The organism is Acinetobacter sp. YH16056_T (genome assembly GCF_024605895.1).
In the GTDB taxonomy this organism is placed as follows: Bacteria; Pseudomonadota; Gammaproteobacteria; order Pseudomonadales; family Moraxellaceae; genus Acinetobacter; species Acinetobacter amyesii.
The window spans coordinates 853467-871313 of record NZ_CP094545.1 but is presented as its reverse complement, the minus strand read 5'-3'; the positions used below and the strand labels follow the sequence as shown (position 1 = coordinate 871313).

Sequence of the window (17847 nt, the reverse complement as noted above, 5' to 3'; positions counted from 1 at the left end):
ATTTAATCTTCTGCCAAGTTTAACTCACGAAAGCTGCGTACTTGGTTACGACCTTGTTGCTTTGCCATGTACAGCGCTTGATCGGCCATACGCGTGACCACAGCAGACGGTGTTCCCTCAATTGCTGTTGCCACACCAAAACTTGCACTAATCTTCAACATTTGATGGTTGGCTATCATGGTTTCAGCTTCAAAAATTGCCAATCGACAGCGTTCAGCCACGTCTATCGCCTGCTCTAAACTCTGATTTTTTAGAATTAAAATGAATTCTTCACCGCCATAACGCCCAACCACATCTTGTACACGAGTATTGTCATTTAAAATTTGAGCAACACGTTGTAAAACGGCATCTCCTGCATCATGTCCATATTGGTCATTGATCAATTTAAAATGGTCGAGATCAAGCAAAACCACTGCAAATTCAGGCCGTGTCTGTTTGCTGAGCGTATCAAGTTCATGACTGACATAACGACGGTTAAACACATTGGTCAGGCCATCAACACGGCTGAGGACTTCCATCTTTTGTTCACGGTGTCGCCACTGTAAAAGCAAAATCTGAAAAAATACTGCACTGACGATCAATATGGGCAAATACAACTCCGCCATACTCATGAGCCAAAAGGCGTTGTCGTAAAACTCACTCTGTTTTAAAGCTGGGCTGAAAATCGGTGCATATTCTAGATGGTCAATCGAAGTTTGATAGCAAATGTAGCCAATAAACAGTGTGATCGGAAATGTAATACTGAGCATAATCGCAGGACGATAAAAAACCAAACCGACCATCAGCAGATTGACCGTCCCCGCCATAGTGGCAGGACTATAGATCCCGATCATATAGCCACCATAGATCATGCCGATCCCAAACAGGACGGGCGCAAAATAGCTAAAAAACAGTCTAAAATTTAAATATTTTTTGAAATAAAGACTGAGTACTGCCAATACGCCATAACTGAGTAGGATTATACAAGCGACGATGATCCTGAACTTGAGTTCACTCGGATTAAACCAAATCCGATTGGTCGAATAATAAAAATTCATGATGCACCACTTCAACACGCTAACTTGACTCAGCATGCCAAAGATGAGGAGTAAACGCCCTTTATCGTAGTCAGACCAATTGATGATGAGATAGTCTGACTCAAACAAAAGATGCTTCAATTTACGCCATTGTACGCCCCATTTTGTACAGACAGCATTGCCCCAATTTTTCCCCATTAATCTACTTTTTTATTTTATTATTTCGCTAGTTATACAAGGTTTTAGCTTCAAAAAGAAAGTCTATTTTCACAGTTAAGCATGCAATCTTTGAAGCCTTTAAACTTCACTTGCACCACTATTCAAATTACTTTTCCGCTATTTTTTTAGCTCAATTGGTCACTTTTATATTTTTGGAATAGCACGGTTTTTATTCTAAACGCTCGGTGAATAAGATCCCATTCAGATGATCGACCTCATGTTGTACGATCCGTGCGGGAAAGCCATTCAAGGTTTTCTCTTTGACTTCACCTTGAAGGGTCAAATATCGCACGTGAATTTGCTCGGCTCTCGGGACTTGTCCTCGTGCATTCGGCACACTTAAGCAGCCTTCTTCACCCAAAACCGTGGTCGTAGATCGAGATGTAATCACTGGATTGACCATCACGATCGCCTCCATTTCAGGCGCATCGGGATAGCGTAAATTTGCACGTGAAGCCACGATAATTACCCGCTTAGAAACATAAATTTGCGGTGCGGCAATGCCTACGCCTTGACGCTCAAGCATAGTGGCATGAAGTGTTTCACTTAGTGCAGTTAACCATGCAGAACCTATTTCAGATGCTTGCACCTCTGCGGCAGTGAGCGTCAAAATTGCTTCACCACGTTGTGCAACAGCAGCAATATGACTCATGTATTTATCCTTTTTTAAGTCTAGCAAGCTTAAATTATTTAACTGATGTTACGCACGTAAAAGTAATTACGCATTTTTAAAATGATATTTAAGTTTATTCGACGAAGTCTTACATCTAGGATTTAAATAAAGGGATTAGCCTTCGGCTGGAGGTACTCTTACGAAACAATGTTTCTCATTAGGCAAAATGAGAAGCAAAGCTTCGCAAGGAAACCATCTTGCGGTGCAATGCACCTCACCGACAAAACTCGTTCACTAGTATCAAATTATTCAAAGTATCGCAAAAACATTTTTGATTAGAAGGAGTCCTGTCTCAAACACTTGCGGATGACGTTACCGCTTATCATTCTTTCATTTGAATCAAATTACGCTTCTGATGTTACTGCGTAACATCAGTTATTTAAAAAAACAACCATGCAATATGCATTATTATCGGTTCTGAGTATAAAACAACAGCGTGCTATGGCTTTGAATCTTTTGTGGTTTATATAGAGCACAAAGTAAAATAGTAGATCATACTACCCTATACCATTGATATTTATCATTTATACATCAAAGTACGCCATTATCTATTACCAATCATTCTTTAAGTTAATGCGACTTTATCTATATTATTTTGTTCTTAATTAATAATATTTTCATAACTATAAGTTTTTAATAAGGCAAAAAAGTTTGATTATTCAATAAAAAATTGAATCACTAAAATCGTCAAATGCTATTTGCTGCTGGAAAATATTTGCATGGAAGCTCAGCCACGCCTGACTCGTCAAGATAAACGCACCCTCGGACTGTCATCCCTCGGTGGCGCACTTGAGTTTTATGACTTTGTCATTTATGTGTTTTACGCCAAAATTATTTCGGAACTGTTTTTCCCCACTGGCCTCAGTCCATTTTGGGCGATGTTGAATACCTACGGTATTTTTGCAGCAGGATATTTTTTCCGCCCATTGGGTGGTGTCGTAATGGCGCATTTTGGCGATTTGATTGGTCGTAAGCGTTTATTTAGTTTGTCTATTTTACTCATGGCTCTGCCTACACTGATGATTGGTGTGATGCCGACTTTTGAAAGTATTGGCTATGCAGCACCACTCCTGCTCCTACTGATGCGTGTGATTCAAGGCATCGCGATTGGTGGTGAAATCCCTGCTGCATGGACTTTTGTTTCAGAGCATGTGCCTGAGCAAAAAATTGGTATCGCCAACGGCCTACTCACTGCTGGCTTATCTTTGGGTATCTTATTGGGTGCACTGATGTCTTTGTTTATTTCATTACAATTTACAGAGGCAGAAATCCATGATTGGGCATGGCGGATTCCATTTATTTTAGGCGGGATCTTTGGCTTTGTTGCGCTCTATCTCCGCAGTTATTTAAAAGAAACGCCTGTATTTAAAGCCATGCAAGAAAAGAAACAATTGGCTAAAGAGCTTCCAGTGAAACAAGTACTGCAACAGCACAAAACAGGCGTTGTGATTGGTATGCTGTTTACATGGTTCTTAACTGGCTGCGTTGTTGTGCTGATTTTAGCGATGCCAAATTTACTCACGGGCGCCTTTGGTTTTGAACGTGCCGATGCCTTTAAAATGCAAAGTGCCGCTATTGTGATGCAAATGGTCGGTTGTATCTTGGCAGGTCTTTTGGCAGATCGCTTCGGTGCGGGCAAAGTGATGCTGTTCGGTTCCCTCCTTGTCGCGATAATTGCGGGCGTGTTCTATAACAGCTTGGGCCATGTGGCAGCATCGACCGTGTTTGCGCTCTATATGTTGCTCGGTTTGGCATCAGGTACAGTTGGTATGGTGTCTTATAGTATGGTGAAAATGTTCCCTGCACAGATTCGTTTCTCGGGCATTTCATTTTCATACAATTTGGCCTATGCCATCGCGGGTGGTATCACCTTACCATTGGTTCAGTGGTTGAGTTTATACAGCAACATTGGCGCTATGTATTATATATGGACTGTCTGTTTGGTGACCTTCTTTACTGCGATGCTTTATCGTCAACGTTTTGAAAAAACATCTCATTAAAATAATAAAAAAGCGGTCAATGACCGCTTTTTTTAAATCTCTTTCAAATCAATTCAGGCTTTTAAATTTTTACGCAATTCATCTTCTACAATTTCAATCTCAAGCTGACTAAAACGACGAATTTCACCTTCTGCATGTTTTTCAAGTAATCCACCAATAAGTGGAACTTTGACTTTCACCGTCCAGTCCAAATTGAAACTCACTTGTGTTGCATCACCACTGACACTTCGTTTACAACTGGCTTCGAGCGGTAGGTTCGGATCTAGTTTGACGTCAGAGGTTAATGCCGCCAAATTACTAATATCCGTACGTTTCAGACGAAACGCATCTTTTAAAAACTTCTTGGCAATATCTGGAATATTTACATCAAGGTTATACGCACGTTTTAAGGTATACATATCACCTGTTTTTTTTGATTCTAAAATTTCTAGATTTTCACCCGGTATGCGTTTGCACACCGCTTCATGCAAGCTGATATCTGCGGCTAGTCGTTTAAAATCTTCAAGTGAAACGCCATGAATTGTGGCATTGACGGTAAATTGATGTGCCATTCTCGTAATCCTTCAGGTCAATATTGGTTTTATTGTTTTATTTCGCCCAGTCTACAGTTGCTATAACTGTGTTTTGGATTAAATCGGAAAGCGCTGTGGCTGTCATTGACCTGAAACCAAGCTAGAAAAACAGAATTGCCATACTGAAATTCAGAGGGACTCTGCCTTAAAGGACTTTTTGATAGATTTGCCCATGCTGATCTTTAAACTCGAGCTGAAATTCCCAGCCCGCATCGATTTTTAAATACATCCCTGCATAGGACAACTTTGCGTACCAATGACCGAAGTCGAGGCTTACAATATCAAAGCTGGCTTGTTCAGGAAGCTGTTGAATTGGTTTTGCATGTATCAAAGCGCTGGGTTCATAAGACGTGCAGTGCGAGCCATAATGATGAAAAAGTTCAATACATAGCTGATTAACTGATGTTATGCAGTAACCATCAAAGCGCAATTTACTTCAAATAAAAGAACGATACGCGGTAAGGTCATCCGCAAGTGTTTGAGACAGGACGACTTCTAATCAAAAATGTTTTTGCGATGCTTTGAATAATTTGACGGTAGTGAACGAGTTTTGTCGGTGAGGTGCATTGCACCGCAAGATGGTTTCTTTACGAAGCACGCTTCTCATTTTGCCGAATGAGAAACAATGTTCCGTAAGAGTACCTCCAGCCGAAGGCTAATCCCTTTATTCAATCTTTAGATGTAAGACTCCGTCGAATAGACTTAAAAATCATTTTAAAAGTGCATAAGTACTTTTACGTGCGTAACATCAGTTGTTAATTTAAGATCATGCTATGCACCACACCATCCCGATCACGGTGTACCAATTTGATTACTTGTGAATAATCAATCAAGATACTTTGGTGTTTGTAACTGATTTGGATGCCGTATTCATCTGCACCATCATCCAAACCGCTGATGCTACATTGCGTGCCTTGTGGAAATGCATTGAGCCATTCAGCGTTATACACATCTGCTATTTGTTCAAACTGAAAAAAGCTCGCTTTTTGCTGCAATAGAAACCCAGCTTGTCGATCAAAACGCAGTTGCTGCTCAAGTTGAAAGTCGATAATCATGACTCTGCACGCTCTTTACTTATTCATCGGGTTCGGAATCGGCTATTAAAAGTAGCTTTGCCATCACCCAATGATCCTTATAAAGCTTTCATCGCCTGTTGCTGCTGTTTATTTTTGACTTGTGTCCATTGCCACCAACCAAATGCCGCCAAGCCCACAAAACCAGCATACAACGCCGCAGTGAGATACAGGTCTTTGTATATAAACATACCCACATAGATAATATCGACAAATACCCAAAGCACCCAAGTAGCAATATGTTTCCGGCTGGTCCAATACGTTGCGAGTAAACTAAATGCGGCCAATTGTGCATCCAAAATCGGCACGGCTGCATCGGTAAAATAGTGCAGGCTTAAACCAAAAATCAAACCGCCCACCGCAGCTAAGAGCATTTGAAAGATCACGAGTTTGGTCGCAATCGGTTCAATACGAATGTCGTGGTCTTGTTGTTTGCCCTTCAACCAATGATAAAAACCGTAGAAGTTCACCACTACAAAGAAAAACTGCAAAATGGTTTCGCCATAAAGTTTGTAGGTATAAAACAGGTAGGCATACAGCAAAAAAGCTGCAAAGTTAAACCACCAACACCACATATTTCGCTTAATGGTTAAAGTCACCCCGATTAAGCTAATAATGACTGCAAAAATTTCTAAGTTTGACATGGTAGATTGGGCCTTAAAAAAGCTGCAGCTATTATGGAAAAAATCAGCCCAAAGGCAAGCTATATCCTGCACTATTTCATATCAACTCTGTAAATTTTAAATCAAACCACTCATCCACCAGACGATGATTTTGATGTTTTGAACGCATCAGTTTTGACAGTTTTCTAACAATCGTTTAAAAACTTAGCTATGCATAAAGAATAATCAGAAGGAATCATCCAAATGTCAGAACAACAAGGTCGTGTAAGTCGAGAAATTCGTGGTCATCTTTATTTAATCGGTTTGGACCGTGCAGATAAACGAAATGCGTTTGACAGTCATTTAATTCATGACCTTTCACTGGCGCTCACTGAATATGAAGATGATCCAAATTTACGCTGTGCGGTGATTTTTGCTCATGGCGATCATTTTACTGCGGGTCTAGATCTGGTCGAACTACAACCCAAACTTGGCAGCGGGCTGTTTAATTTTCCTGATCAGCAAATTAATCCGTGGGGAACCAACTCACGACAACGAAAAAAACCAGTTGTGGTCGCGGTACAAGGGTTCTGTTTTACAGCGGGTATTGAACTCATGCTGAATGCCGATATCGTGATCGCACAGCGTCACACGGAGTTTGCTCAAATGGAAGTGCAACGTGGCATTCTTCCCTTTGGTGGCGCAACAGTTCGCTTTGTGCAAGCAGCGGGTTGGAATAAAGCCATGCGCTATTTACTCACAGGTGAACGTTTCAATGCGCAAACGGCATATGACATGAACTTGGTGACTGAAATCACCGACCAAGCGCCCTTATCTCGTGCAATAGAACTTGCAGAACAAATTGCACAGGCTGCACCACTGGCGGTTCAGGCAACACTCGCTGCAGCACAGCAAGGGGTGCATTTGGGAGCCGATGCTGCCTTTGCTCAATTGGATCAGCACTTACAACCACTACTAAAAACACAAGATGTACAAGAAGGTGTGATGGCCATGCTACAACGTCGCGCAGCCAATTTTCAGGGCAAATAACCCTTTATTTAAAGTGAGTAAACCCTTTACGTCCTGCCTATCAAGAGAAAAATTATGTCAACGGATTTAGAACCAGCAGCGCAAGAAATACATAGTACACCCGTGAGTTTCCCTGCAACCGATGGTTATACGCTTTCAGGCGTTGAATATCGGCCTAATACTGCCGCTAAGGCCAATATTATTATTTCAAGTGCAACAGGTGTACCTCAACAATTTTACCGTCGTTTTGCGGAATATGCCGCAGGACTCGGTTATCAAGTACTGACTTTTGATTATCGTGGTATAGGACGTTCTGCACCGTCAAAACTTAAAGGCTTTAAGATGTCTTATCTTGACTGGGGACGTTATGACCTTTCTGGTGCCATAGCTTATATGCAACAACAGGGTCAGGAAACTTTTCTAGTGGGACACTCCTATGGCGGCCAAGCACTAGGACTTACCTCAAATCATGATCAGATACGTGCCATGTATTGTTTTGGCACTGGCGCAGGTTGGCATGGCTATATGCCCTTTAAAGAAAAAATGAAGGTTCATGTGATGTGGAATATCGTTTTTCCGCCGATGGTTGCCGTCAAAGGATATTTGCCTTGGAGCAAACTCAATATGGGCGCTGACCTTCCTGTCGATGTCTATAAACAATGGCGCCGTTGGTGTAAAAACCCAACCTATTTCTTTGCCGACCCTGAGCTGAGTGAGCTATCTCAACAATATGCTGCAGTTCAAACGCCGATTTATGCGGTCGCTGCACTTGATGATGACTGGGCATTACCCAATTCACGACATGCTTTTATGCAACATTATGCGCAAGCATCAATGCACTATATCAATATTGAAGCGGAAGATTATGGTCTAAAACAGATTGGTCATATGGGATATTTCCGCAAAGGTGCTGAACTCTTATGGCAGGAAGTGATTGGAAGGTTTAACGAGCTATTAGTCGCCTAAAGCAATTTACTTTATACACATCATATTGATTTATTCGAATAGAGAGATACATGCGTCCACGGAAAAACACCTCTGAACATCTATTGTTACAGTCAGCACACGCTTTTAAACGCTATGGCTATATGGGCTGTAGCATGGGGAAATTGGCCGAAGTCTGTGGTCTCTCAAAAGCTGCATTTTATTATGACTATCCGAATAAAGACGCATTGCTGATGGAAATTTTAAACCTGACGCATATAAAGTTACAGCACAGTATTTTTCAGCAATTACAGCAAACTACTACCTCACCTCAACAGGCTTTCTCGCACATCCATCAACTCGCCATACAATTTTTTAGCCAAGGTGGATTAGGTTGTTTAGTCGGGATATTAAGTATGGAGCGGCAACATTTGCCAACTGAGATTTTTGCAAAATTACAATCCATCTTTCACGAGTGGCAACTCGCCTTTGAAGTGTTTTTTAAGCGATGCATGACCATCGAACACGCCGCTCAACTTGCCAAAGTCAGCTTGGCGGATTATGAAGGCGCTATTTTAATGGCCCGAATAACCGATGATTTGAGTTATCTCGATTTAGTCCAAGATCGCATTTTGCTTCAACTTGCGGAGTCTTGATAGCGATATTCAATTTTATGTTCTTCGCCAAAACGGTCGACATGTGTATAAAACTCACCGTATCGGCCTAAATAATACTCGAGTGATTGATTGTAAAAATTCCAATAAATCGACCATTCATTCAAATCTAATTGGCGAATTTGAGTTTTACAATTCACTGGCATGCGACGTAAAAAGACTTCTTGTAACTGCTCGGCTGCCTGTAGCGAATCTAATTTGTATTGTTGTTGAAAGAAAATTTCCGCAATATCATCAAAAAGTTGCTGTTCATATTCATCAACTTCAATGACCTGATCGACTTGGCGTATAGCATCATCATTCGATGCTAAAGAGATACTGTTCGATTTTTCTGGTGCTTGGTAGCGCGTATATTTTTGACGATATTTTTCTGTTTTTAGGATTTTTTTGACCACAATGCCCGCTGCAGACAACGCGATCAGAATACATATCACAATGAGAAAATTAACCATAATAACAACCTACTGCCGATGACGCGCATGCACATCTTGAATCATCGAATATTTTTATGGACTAATATAACGCACAATAACGTTTAAAATTCATACAAAATTATTTTAAAGCTGAAATTTGGCCTATTTTCTTTGCTAATTTATTTCAAACTATTACACCTGCTGAAATCATTGAGTATGTATACATTTCTAAAAGATCTATTATTACTTTAAAAACAGTATAGTTAGATGCATTTATGTGGTTATTTATCCATATTTAATGATTAATTTATAAATATACATTTGTAAATTTTGCAACAATTTTGAAATAAAAACCCAACCCAACAGCGCAATGGCAGCAAAAAAACATAAAACGCAACAATAAGCCTCTTTAAGCACAGGGCGATATCTTCTGAAATGGCAGGCTGTTGGAGTTTTTTATAAAAAGAAAAAATTATGATACGCGAAGCACAAATCCAGGACATACCCGAAATTATTCACGTGATTCACAACAGCATTCGTTCATGTATCCAGGACCATCAACGTAATGAAAGTGTGATTCAAACTTGGCTTGAGGAGGCAAACCAATCAAATATTTTAATGTGGATGCTTTACAACGACAGTTGGGTCTACGTCAGTGACAATCGAGTGGTCGGCTTTATTTTAGTCAGTGATCAGGGACAAATTTTACTGAACTATATCTGCCCTGAACGTCAGTACCAAGGCATTGGTAAGGCGTTATTGTTAAACATGATGCACTGCGTCCGGAAAAAGAATATTACCGAGATCAGTCTAGAAAGTACCCATACGGCACTCGCCTTTTACCAAAAATATGGCTTTGTCGCACATCAGGATTTTGAGCCTACTGATGTTCCGCTTAAATTGGTCAAACAGCTCTGTTAGTAGAGAGGTAAAGCTCCTAGAAGGATAGATGTTCAAATAGGATGATTATGATAGGTGAATTTAAAGAGAGATCAATCTAAATAAGTATTGGCAATGGATACTACCGATACCTCCACAAAGTTTTAAACCGTTTACGACTAGGTATCAAGGCTTAAGTTGATCGCGTCCTGCCTGTTTGGCCATATATAAATAATGGTCTGCATGTTTCATTAAAGCTTCGATACTGTCAAAGTCATTTTGCTTATCCATCCATGCCATGCCCAAACTTAGAGTGACGTAATTTTTGTCATCACCCCGATTAACATGTTCAAGCTGTTCATTACGCATGGCTTCGAGTACCAATTGTAATTGCTCTTGGGCAATCGCATACGGAACATCATGCATCAATATGGCAAACTCTTCTCCCCCGTAGCGAGCCACATAGGCTGAACTTGGCAGGGTATTTTGCATGGTTTTCACGATCTGCTGTAACACCTCATCGCCTTTAAGATGTCCATAGTGGTCATTATAATTTTTAAAATAATCGACATCTAACATCGCAAAGACCAGTGTTCGATGGCTATGAAAACGGACTTCCGAATATAAGCGTTGAATTTCAGCATTCAGTGCACGGCGGTTGAATGCCCCCGTTAAGGCATCAATACGAATTTGTAGCTCTAATTTTTTATTCAGCTCATGGAGCTGTAAGGTGCGCTCTTTGACTTTCTGATCGAGTGAACTGTTTAGCTCAAGCAAACTATTATTCAACTGTTCCGTATGCATCGACTGCTGTGCATAATGGTGCGATTGCTGAAACATGATCAACAAGGCATACAAACTGGTTGAAATGAACGATAAATTGACTGAATCAATCAAATTCATCATCAGCAAAAAGTCGTTTAAAAAGGTAATGCACAGGAAAATAACCGCGATTAAATTTAATTTTGAATACGGTTCTTTCTTTTTCAGTGTTAGGTAAAAACCATAAGCAAAATTACTTAGAACAACGATCACATAGGCAAAACTGTAAGTTGCCAAAGGTTGAAAAATTTCAGGCGTCGAAACAAAAGTCACTGAAATATTCAACGACAACAGCAAAATCGCGATCTGATAATTTAAGGTAAATAAATAGCGACGACTGAGCAAGTGGATATAACTTAAAAAGAAAATCGATGCCAAATAGGTAAATAAGTATTCTAATCGCGTGCCCCACAACCAATTGATATCGGTAAAAGTGGTATAGGCATAAGGTGCTGAAAATAAATTATGGAGTGCTAAAAAGACAATAAATAAGCCAAACACCAAGTTACTTCGGCTATTGCGACCGCGTAAACCTCGGAAAACAGAAAATAGGATCGTAAATAGTCCCACACCCAAGACGGCGCCCGACACCATCCCAATACTCATCATTTGTTGTTGGAATTGGCGGTTTACTGTCTTGGCGATACCAATACGCATTGGGTTTTCAAACCCGCCATGCATACTGTTAAAACTTGAAGCCTGAATGGTTAAAGTGAAATATTCATCTTGTGCCACAAAATAGGCAATTCGCGGTGCATTCTCCGTTTTTTGTTCTGCTTCAGTACGCCCCACCTCGCCCAAACGAACGATCACATCACCATTTAAAAATACCCGATACGCACCGTACTGATTTGGAATCAATACCGCGATACGTCGACCAATAAATTGTTTAGGGATTTGGAAATGTCCAGTAAATGTCCCAAAACCTTTACTGTCCCCTGTGATGTCTTTAAATGATGCAGGCAGATAGACCGTTTGACCGACTAGAACCGAACTCGGAGACGTTAAAAATTGATTTGGATAAAACAACCATTTGCCTTGTAAGAGGCTACTGGTGTCTTCTGTGAAGTAGATTTGGTTAACTTCGTTTTGATGCTTTAAATAAAATGATTTAGGCGCAGTTTCATACTGTGCTTGAACAGTCGATACAGTAAATGCCAGTGTAAAAATAATAAAGGTAAAAACCCAGAACAATCTGGTACAAGGCAACTGTAAATACAATGGCTTTGATTCCTGCGTTTATACTCGAGTAATTATTCTAATCTACGGTAAAAGACAAAAATAACAACATCTATTTTATCCAATTGATCAATAACGTCCATGTCATTGATCTAAAACTATTGATCTATTAATCGCGAGTTTTTACATCATACAATTCAATCTCAAAAATAAGATTTGAATTGGCAGGAATTACATTACCCATTTTACGTTCACCATAAGCTAAATGTGATGGCACGATTAACTTACGTTTACCACCGACTTTCATCCCCATGATGCCTTGATCCCAACCTTTAATCACACGGCCAGTACCAATCACTGTTTCAAAATAATTACCACGATCCAGTGATGAATCAAATTTAGTACCGTCTTCTAACCAGCCTGTATAGTGTGTTGTAATCAAAGCGCCTTTAACCGCTTCTTTACCTTCACCTACCACTAAGTCAATAATTTCTAATTCCGTGCTCATGCTCTCAACCTCAAATGCCGCAATCTAAATAAAGCACTATTATAAACAGGATTACTTTGGATGCCGTAGTAAATACGCTGTTAAAAATTGAGCTCCAGAATATCCTGATCATTCATTAGATCTTGAGTTAATTTTCTATGGTTTGTCGCAGAGCCAATTAAGATCCAACGCCCACTGATTTTATGTTCAGTTTTATGTCGCACACTACGAACCACTTGCATTTGATAGGTTTTAAACAGCTCTTCATAGTCATCCAGCGTTTGTTGTCGAAAGTGACAAACGATACGATAACTCCGTGCTTGGTTTTTCGCTTCAATCCACGCTTGAATATAAATCAAAACAATTAAAACGATCAGCACAATCACCGTACCAATCAAGCTCAGCATGACATAGCCCGCTCCCGCAGCCATGCCTAAGGCAGCGGTCATCCAAATGGTAGTTGCTGTGGTAATGCCTGAAATTCGATTTTCATCTTTAAAAATTACCCCCGCACCCAAAAAGCCGAGGCCAGTCAAAATATTGGCCGCAATTCGATCATGACTATCAACGCCGATACGTAACGATAAGATAGTAAATAAACATGAACTTAAACTGACCATAATCATGGTGCGCAGACCTGCCGACTTACTTCGGTACTCACGTTCCGCACCAATGACAGCGCCAATCATAAGCGCCACAAATAACAAATAAAAATCAGGGTACATCGGCTGCTCCCCATCTTTAAAATTTTCTCATTGTTTGTAGATATACCGAATTTTATAGTCAGGATGCAAGCCTAAACTCACATCCATCAGGATGCGTTAAATCAAATCATGCGCTTATTGCAATTGTGTCCATTCAATCACCGCTTGAGCTTTATCACCAATCAAAGTCCATTCGCCATCCATTACGTTTAATTGTAAAGACATGGTTCGTTCGCATAACTCTTGAATGGCAGCTGTACTCGCTTCAGATAATTGCCAAATTTCAACATTCTTCAGGGTTTTCAGTTTGCTGTTGCGTTTATACCATTCGTCTACTGAAGAACCATAGGTAATCACAGCAACGTGTGAGCAACGAGCACTGGCTTTTTTGACTTTGTCTTCGTCAGGGCAACCGACTTCAATCCATTTCACCAATTGACCTGTTAAATCTTTTTCCCACAGCGCTGGTTCGTCTGTTTCGAAAAGATCTTTGGTAAATTCTAATGCTTCATCTGCATAGCGTGCATATGCCAAGACACGTACCATCAAACGTTCAATCGTTTCAGAAGGATGCAAAGCCATCGTCAATTGATAATCACCATATTGGTGTACATCCATATTGGCAATGTTCAAATCTGCTTTATAAATTGTAGCTTTTAGCGCCATGGTAAAGTCCTCAAATTTGGCGCTTAGCATATAAGATTTAGCAAGCTTTTGCTGCGTTGATTTACTTATTTCTCCGCTTTATCGGCATCGATACGACACTGCATTAAGCGATCTTCAAATTCGAGCCATTCACGTTCAGTTTGGTAAATAATTTCGACACGATTATCGATACTTTCCTCGCTCGACTGATAATTAAACTGATCAGGATTAAAGTTAAAGGTTTTCCAACCTTGGTCTGTCTGAAAAATACCTTTGATCCGTAGCCAATCTTGCTGCTCACAGAGTAAATCTAACAGCTCAAAAAAGTCGAAAATCCATCGTTTTGGGAGTTTCCAACCTGCGACACTATAGCCCTGAGCGGATTCAACATAATGATAAGGCAACTGTTTAATTTCTGTGGGTACATCGACCAACGTTTGCTTTTGCATCGCCAATAAAGGCTGAATTTTACGCGGACTTCCCACATAGGCGAGATCAATATTTGCCAGTTTTAATTCACCTTTGACGACATTGATCCATTGCTGCTGATACGGTAAATACGCTTGTTTGAGTCGTTCCAAACCAGCTTGATCGGCATCACTCATACAATCGACATGAGACACCACAACGATTTGTGCCACTTTGAGTTGATCGGCATACAGGTTTTGCGAAGTCCAATCTTGATCATGTAAGCGTGAGCCATCGACCACGGTCACCAATGCTCGCATGGCTAAATGCGGATGCCAATGTGGCTCAGTCAATTGCTCCAAAAGTTGTCCCGGATGCCCCAAACCTGTCGGCTCAATAAACAGTCGGTCGGGTTTCACCTCTGACAATAACCGTGACAACGCAATTTGCATCGGCAGTTGGCTGCTACAACATAGACATCCACCCAATAATTCCTTCACCGCAAAGCCCTGATCTTGCGGCAACATCTGTTGATCGACCCCAATTTGCCCAAACTCATTCATCAGTACGGCCCAAGTTTCGCCCGCTGGCTTTTGCTTTAATAACTGCTGTAAAACTGTGGTTTTACCCGCACCTAAAAAGCCAGAAATAATATGAACCGGAATAGCACCGTGGGTAGAAACTAATTTCAAAAGTGAGTCACTCAAATAAATAGCCAATGATTGATGGCCTTTACCATAATGATTTCAAAAAAATGCTGCAAGCCTAGTCTTCATTTCTCCGTCTTCATTTTCCTAAAGCATAGATTAGCCTAGTATCCGAGGCATTGAATGATGATCTGGCTGTTAAACAGCCTATTTATTCCATTTGCATGAATGCATGACATATCTGGTCACATTTTATTGGCAAAGTTAACTCTTATATTTAAAAAAATAGCCATATCGAAAAGAATCCTTACATTTGGATTTTAGTGAAAATTCTGGATTCAGCTTAATTACGACTTCGATGTAATCATCATGTAAACAATGAATGAATCATGAAGTCGATTTGGTCATTTTTTCTTGCAAAGTTAAATGAAGATTCCGATATTTTTTTACATTTAAAACACAGGATGGACGGTTATGTATTCATCCAGTTAACCAGTCTGTTTCACTTTGTTGCTCGCATTGATCACTCGGTTTTCTCAATTTAGCATGAGTTCTCTCCTGATGGACGTGATGATCTTTTCAGGACTTACTAAAATATATAAGGATGCTCAAAATGAAATTAACTCAAATTTTACTTGCTTCTACTCTAGCTGCTGCAGCTGCAACAAGTTTTGCTGCGAGCAAAGATAAACAAGAAGCACCTGAACAAGAAAAAGTAGTGGTTAGCACTCAAGAACAGCCAGCGACTGAAACAACTGCTGCTGAAGGTACTGCTGCTCAACCTGCTTCAGAAGCAAATGCTGAAGGTTCTGCACCAGCTCAACCTGCTCAGTAATATACGAATAGCGTACTCCACACGCTAAATTCATTTAGTCTGCTGCTCAACATTTATCCCTCACTAATAGAATGTTGTGCTAAATGAATTAAAGTCGCCGGATCATTGAAAAATGGTTCGGCTTTTTTATGCTCAAAGCTACTGATTGATAGATTTTAATGATCGATAAATCACTCAAAATGATTGATGATTTTCATATAAATAAATATATATCATTTACTTAAAATAAAACCCTGCAAAAAACACGACAATTCGATTCATCGTTTCGACTTATGCCTAGCTTGTTGAAAGCCTCGCTTTAGAACTTAATAGTGGCATATGTGAAGTGATTGGATGTTTACGCATGAGCAATAAAGCAAATTACACAACGGAAGTTGCCATTCTGGGCGCAGGTCCTGTCGGCTTAACCATTGCAAACTACTTAAGTAAGCAAGGCGTCAACGTCACTGTGATTGAACAACTAGACAGCCTGATTGACTACCCACGTGCGATTGGTATTGATGATGAATCATTACGTACCATCCAATCATTAGGTTTAGTGGACCAAGTGTTACCGCATACGACACCGAACCACGCGATGCGTTTCCTAACCCCTAAAGGCCGTTGTTTCGCAGACATTCAACCGCTCACTCGTGAATTTGGTTTCTCACGTCGTAATGCCTTTATTCAACCACAAGTCGATAATGTACTGCTACAAGGTTTAAAACAGTACGAAACCACAAATGTTTTATTCTCTCGTCAATTGTCTGATTTTAGCCAAGATGCCAATGGTGTAACGCTAAATATTCAAAATAAAGACGGTGAAGCTGAAAAAATTCAAGCGCAGTATTTGATTGCTTGTGATGGTGGTAACTCAGTGGTACGTCGTACCCTCAACATCGGCTTCGATGGTAAAACTGCACCGAACCAATGGATCGTGATCGACATCAATAACGACCCACTTGCAACGCCACACATTTACCTATGCTGTGACCCTGTGCGTCCTTATGTATCTGCTGCGCTTCCACACGGTATTCGTCGTTTCGAATTTATGGTGATGCCTGGTGAAACTCAAGAAGAATTAAGCAAACCTGAAAACATTGCCAAATTATTGTCGAAAGTGCTTCCAACGACCGACGGTATTGAAGTGATTCGTCAGCGCGTTTATACCCACAATGCCCGTATTGCAGATAAATTCCGTGTAGACCGTATTTTACTTGCAGGTGATGCTGCGCACATCATGCCAGTATGGCAAGGTCAAGGGTATAACAGTGGTATGCGTGATGCATTCAACCTTGCGTGGAAAGTTGCAATGGTTGTACAAGGCAAAGCTGGCCCTGCGCTTTTAGATACATACCAAGTTGAACGTAAAGATCATGCCAAAGCGATGATTGATCTTTCTGTAATGGCGGGTCATGTCCTTGCGCCACCAAAAAAATGGCAAGGTTTCGTCCGTGATGGTATTGCCTATGCGCTCAATTACATCAAACCGATCAAACAATATCTATTGGAAATGCGCTTCAAGCCAATGCCGAAGTACAACGACGGTGCATTGATCAATAACGGTGTTAAAGACTCACCTGTAGGTAAAATGTTTATTCAGCCACATGTTCAACTTGAATCTGGCGAAAAAGTCCTACTTGATGAAGTCATCGGTAACGACTTTGCAATCATTGCTTGGGGCGTCGATCCAAAATGGGGTCTGTCAGATGCGACCATGAAAAAATGGCAAAAATTGGGCGTTAAATTTATCCAAGTATTGCCTGCTGTTCAGCTTAGCAATGAAAATCGCACCAAGTACGACAATGTGATTACGATTGGTGATATTGGTACTGATATTCGTGGTTGGTTTGGTAAAACCACTGAATCTATTACGATTCTTCGACCAGACCGTTTTGTTGCAGCGATTGCAATTCCACAAACTTTAGACAGCGTGAGCCAACAATTGTTTGCAAAATTGCATGCTTAATAATCTAAATAGATCTGCAAGAATTAAAAATCACCATGCATAAAGCATGGTGATTTTTTTCTACAATCACTATAAACATCGCATGCTATAATCGTTCA

19 protein-coding genes are annotated in these 17847 nt (G+C 40.4%); 7 read left to right on the top strand and 12 right to left on the bottom strand.

What is annotated here, in order from left to right:
- Window positions 1-2: 2 nt before the first annotated feature.
- Together MST17_RS04250 and def are read right to left on the bottom strand one after the other, a co-directional pair.
- On the bottom strand, window positions 3-1214 hold the full coding sequence (locus MST17_RS04250) for a GGDEF domain-containing protein (RefSeq protein WP_180025815.1): 1212 nt from the start codon (window positions 1212-1214) through the stop codon (window positions 3-5).
- 190 nt (window positions 1215-1404) lie between these two features.
- Window positions 1405-1887 (bottom strand): peptide deformylase, encoded by a 483-nt coding sequence (def, locus tag MST17_RS04245; protein ID WP_180025816.1) that lies wholly within the window; start codon window positions 1885-1887, stop codon window positions 1405-1407.
- 740 nt (window positions 1888-2627) lie between these two features.
- Here def and MST17_RS04240 point away from each other — a divergent pair.
- Window positions 2628-3908, top strand: coding sequence for an MFS transporter (locus MST17_RS04240; RefSeq protein ID WP_180025817.1), 1281 nt, complete (start codon window positions 2628-2630; stop codon window positions 3906-3908).
- A gap of 53 nt (window positions 3909-3961) precedes the next feature.
- Here MST17_RS04240 and MST17_RS04235 read toward each other — a convergent pair whose 3' ends face one another.
- From MST17_RS04235 to pnuC, 4 genes are all read right to left on the bottom strand, one after another.
- Entirely contained in the window at window positions 3962-4459 is a 498-nt protein-coding gene (locus MST17_RS04235; protein WP_078192225.1) for a DUF2505 family protein, read from the bottom strand.
- 166 nt (window positions 4460-4625) lie between these two features.
- A complete protein-coding gene (locus MST17_RS04230; RefSeq protein WP_180021221.1) occupies window positions 4626-4811 on the bottom strand; it encodes a hypothetical protein in 186 nt (61 codons plus the stop codon).
- Window positions 4812-5235: 424 nt separating this feature from the next.
- On the bottom strand, window positions 5236-5535 hold the full coding sequence (locus MST17_RS04225) for a hypothetical protein (protein ID WP_168379270.1): 300 nt from the start codon (window positions 5533-5535) through the stop codon (window positions 5236-5238).
- Window positions 5536-5612: 77 nt separating this feature from the next.
- On the bottom strand, window positions 5613-6197 hold the full coding sequence (pnuC, locus tag MST17_RS04220; protein ID WP_168379271.1) for a nicotinamide riboside transporter PnuC: 585 nt from the start codon (window positions 6195-6197) through the stop codon (window positions 5613-5615).
- 222 nt (window positions 6198-6419) lie between these two features.
- Between pnuC and MST17_RS04215 the strand changes: the two genes are divergently transcribed.
- From MST17_RS04215 to MST17_RS04205, 3 genes are read left to right on the top strand one after another with little or no spacing between them, the layout of a single operon-like run.
- Window positions 6420-7205 (top strand): crotonase/enoyl-CoA hydratase family protein, encoded by a 786-nt coding sequence (locus tag MST17_RS04215; RefSeq protein WP_180007551.1) that lies wholly within the window; start codon window positions 6420-6422, stop codon window positions 7203-7205.
- Window positions 7206-7259: 54 nt separating this feature from the next.
- Window positions 7260-8150, top strand: coding sequence for an alpha/beta fold hydrolase (locus MST17_RS04210; protein WP_180025818.1), 891 nt, complete (start codon window positions 7260-7262; stop codon window positions 8148-8150).
- Between the two features lie 50 nt (window positions 8151-8200).
- Window positions 8201-8764, top strand: coding sequence for a TetR/AcrR family transcriptional regulator (locus MST17_RS04205; protein WP_180025819.1), 564 nt, complete (start codon window positions 8201-8203; stop codon window positions 8762-8764).
- Here the strand turns inward: MST17_RS04205 and MST17_RS04200 are convergent.
- Window positions 8746-9234, bottom strand: a complete 489-nt coding sequence (locus MST17_RS04200; protein ID WP_168379275.1) for a hypothetical protein — start codon at window positions 9232-9234, stop codon at window positions 8746-8748. The two genes, MST17_RS04205 and MST17_RS04200, sit on opposite strands and share 19 nt — an antisense overlap.
- A 435-nt stretch (window positions 9235-9669) precedes the next feature.
- Here MST17_RS04200 and MST17_RS04195 point away from each other — a divergent pair, with 435 nt between their 5' ends.
- Window positions 9670-10116 (top strand): GNAT family N-acetyltransferase, encoded by a 447-nt coding sequence (locus MST17_RS04195; RefSeq protein ID WP_180021235.1) that lies wholly within the window; start codon window positions 9670-9672, stop codon window positions 10114-10116.
- A 144-nt stretch (window positions 10117-10260) separates the two neighbouring features.
- Here MST17_RS04195 and MST17_RS04190 read toward each other — a convergent pair whose 3' ends face one another.
- From MST17_RS04190 to MST17_RS04170, 5 genes are all read right to left on the bottom strand, one after another.
- Entirely contained in the window at window positions 10261-12057 is a 1797-nt protein-coding gene (locus tag MST17_RS04190; RefSeq protein WP_180025861.1) for a diguanylate cyclase domain-containing protein, read from the bottom strand.
- Window positions 12058-12244: 187 nt separating this feature from the next.
- A complete protein-coding gene (locus MST17_RS04185) occupies window positions 12245-12583 on the bottom strand; it encodes an FKBP-type peptidyl-prolyl cis-trans isomerase (RefSeq protein WP_078191421.1) in 339 nt (112 codons plus the stop codon).
- A gap of 80 nt (window positions 12584-12663) precedes the next feature.
- Window positions 12664-13287 (bottom strand): MgtC/SapB family protein, encoded by a 624-nt coding sequence (locus MST17_RS04180; RefSeq protein WP_180005309.1) that lies wholly within the window; start codon window positions 13285-13287, stop codon window positions 12664-12666.
- A 114-nt stretch (window positions 13288-13401) separates the two neighbouring features.
- Window positions 13402-13932, bottom strand: a complete 531-nt coding sequence (locus tag MST17_RS04175; protein ID WP_180025820.1) for a YaeQ family protein — start codon at window positions 13930-13932, stop codon at window positions 13402-13404.
- A 65-nt stretch (window positions 13933-13997) separates the two neighbouring features.
- Window positions 13998-15011, bottom strand: coding sequence for a GTP-binding protein (locus MST17_RS04170; protein ID WP_168379278.1), 1014 nt, complete (start codon window positions 15009-15011; stop codon window positions 13998-14000).
- A 568-nt stretch (window positions 15012-15579) separates the two neighbouring features.
- Here MST17_RS04170 and MST17_RS04165 point away from each other — a divergent pair.
- Together MST17_RS04165 and MST17_RS04160 are read left to right on the top strand one after the other, a co-directional pair.
- Entirely contained in the window at window positions 15580-15801 is a 222-nt protein-coding gene (locus MST17_RS04165) for a hypothetical protein (RefSeq protein ID WP_078191424.1), read from the top strand.
- Between the two features lie 343 nt (window positions 15802-16144).
- Window positions 16145-17749, top strand: coding sequence for a bifunctional 3-(3-hydroxy-phenyl)propionate/3-hydroxycinnamic acid hydroxylase (locus tag MST17_RS04160; RefSeq protein WP_180025821.1), 1605 nt, complete (start codon window positions 16145-16147; stop codon window positions 17747-17749).
- Window positions 17750-17847 lie beyond the last annotated feature (98 nt).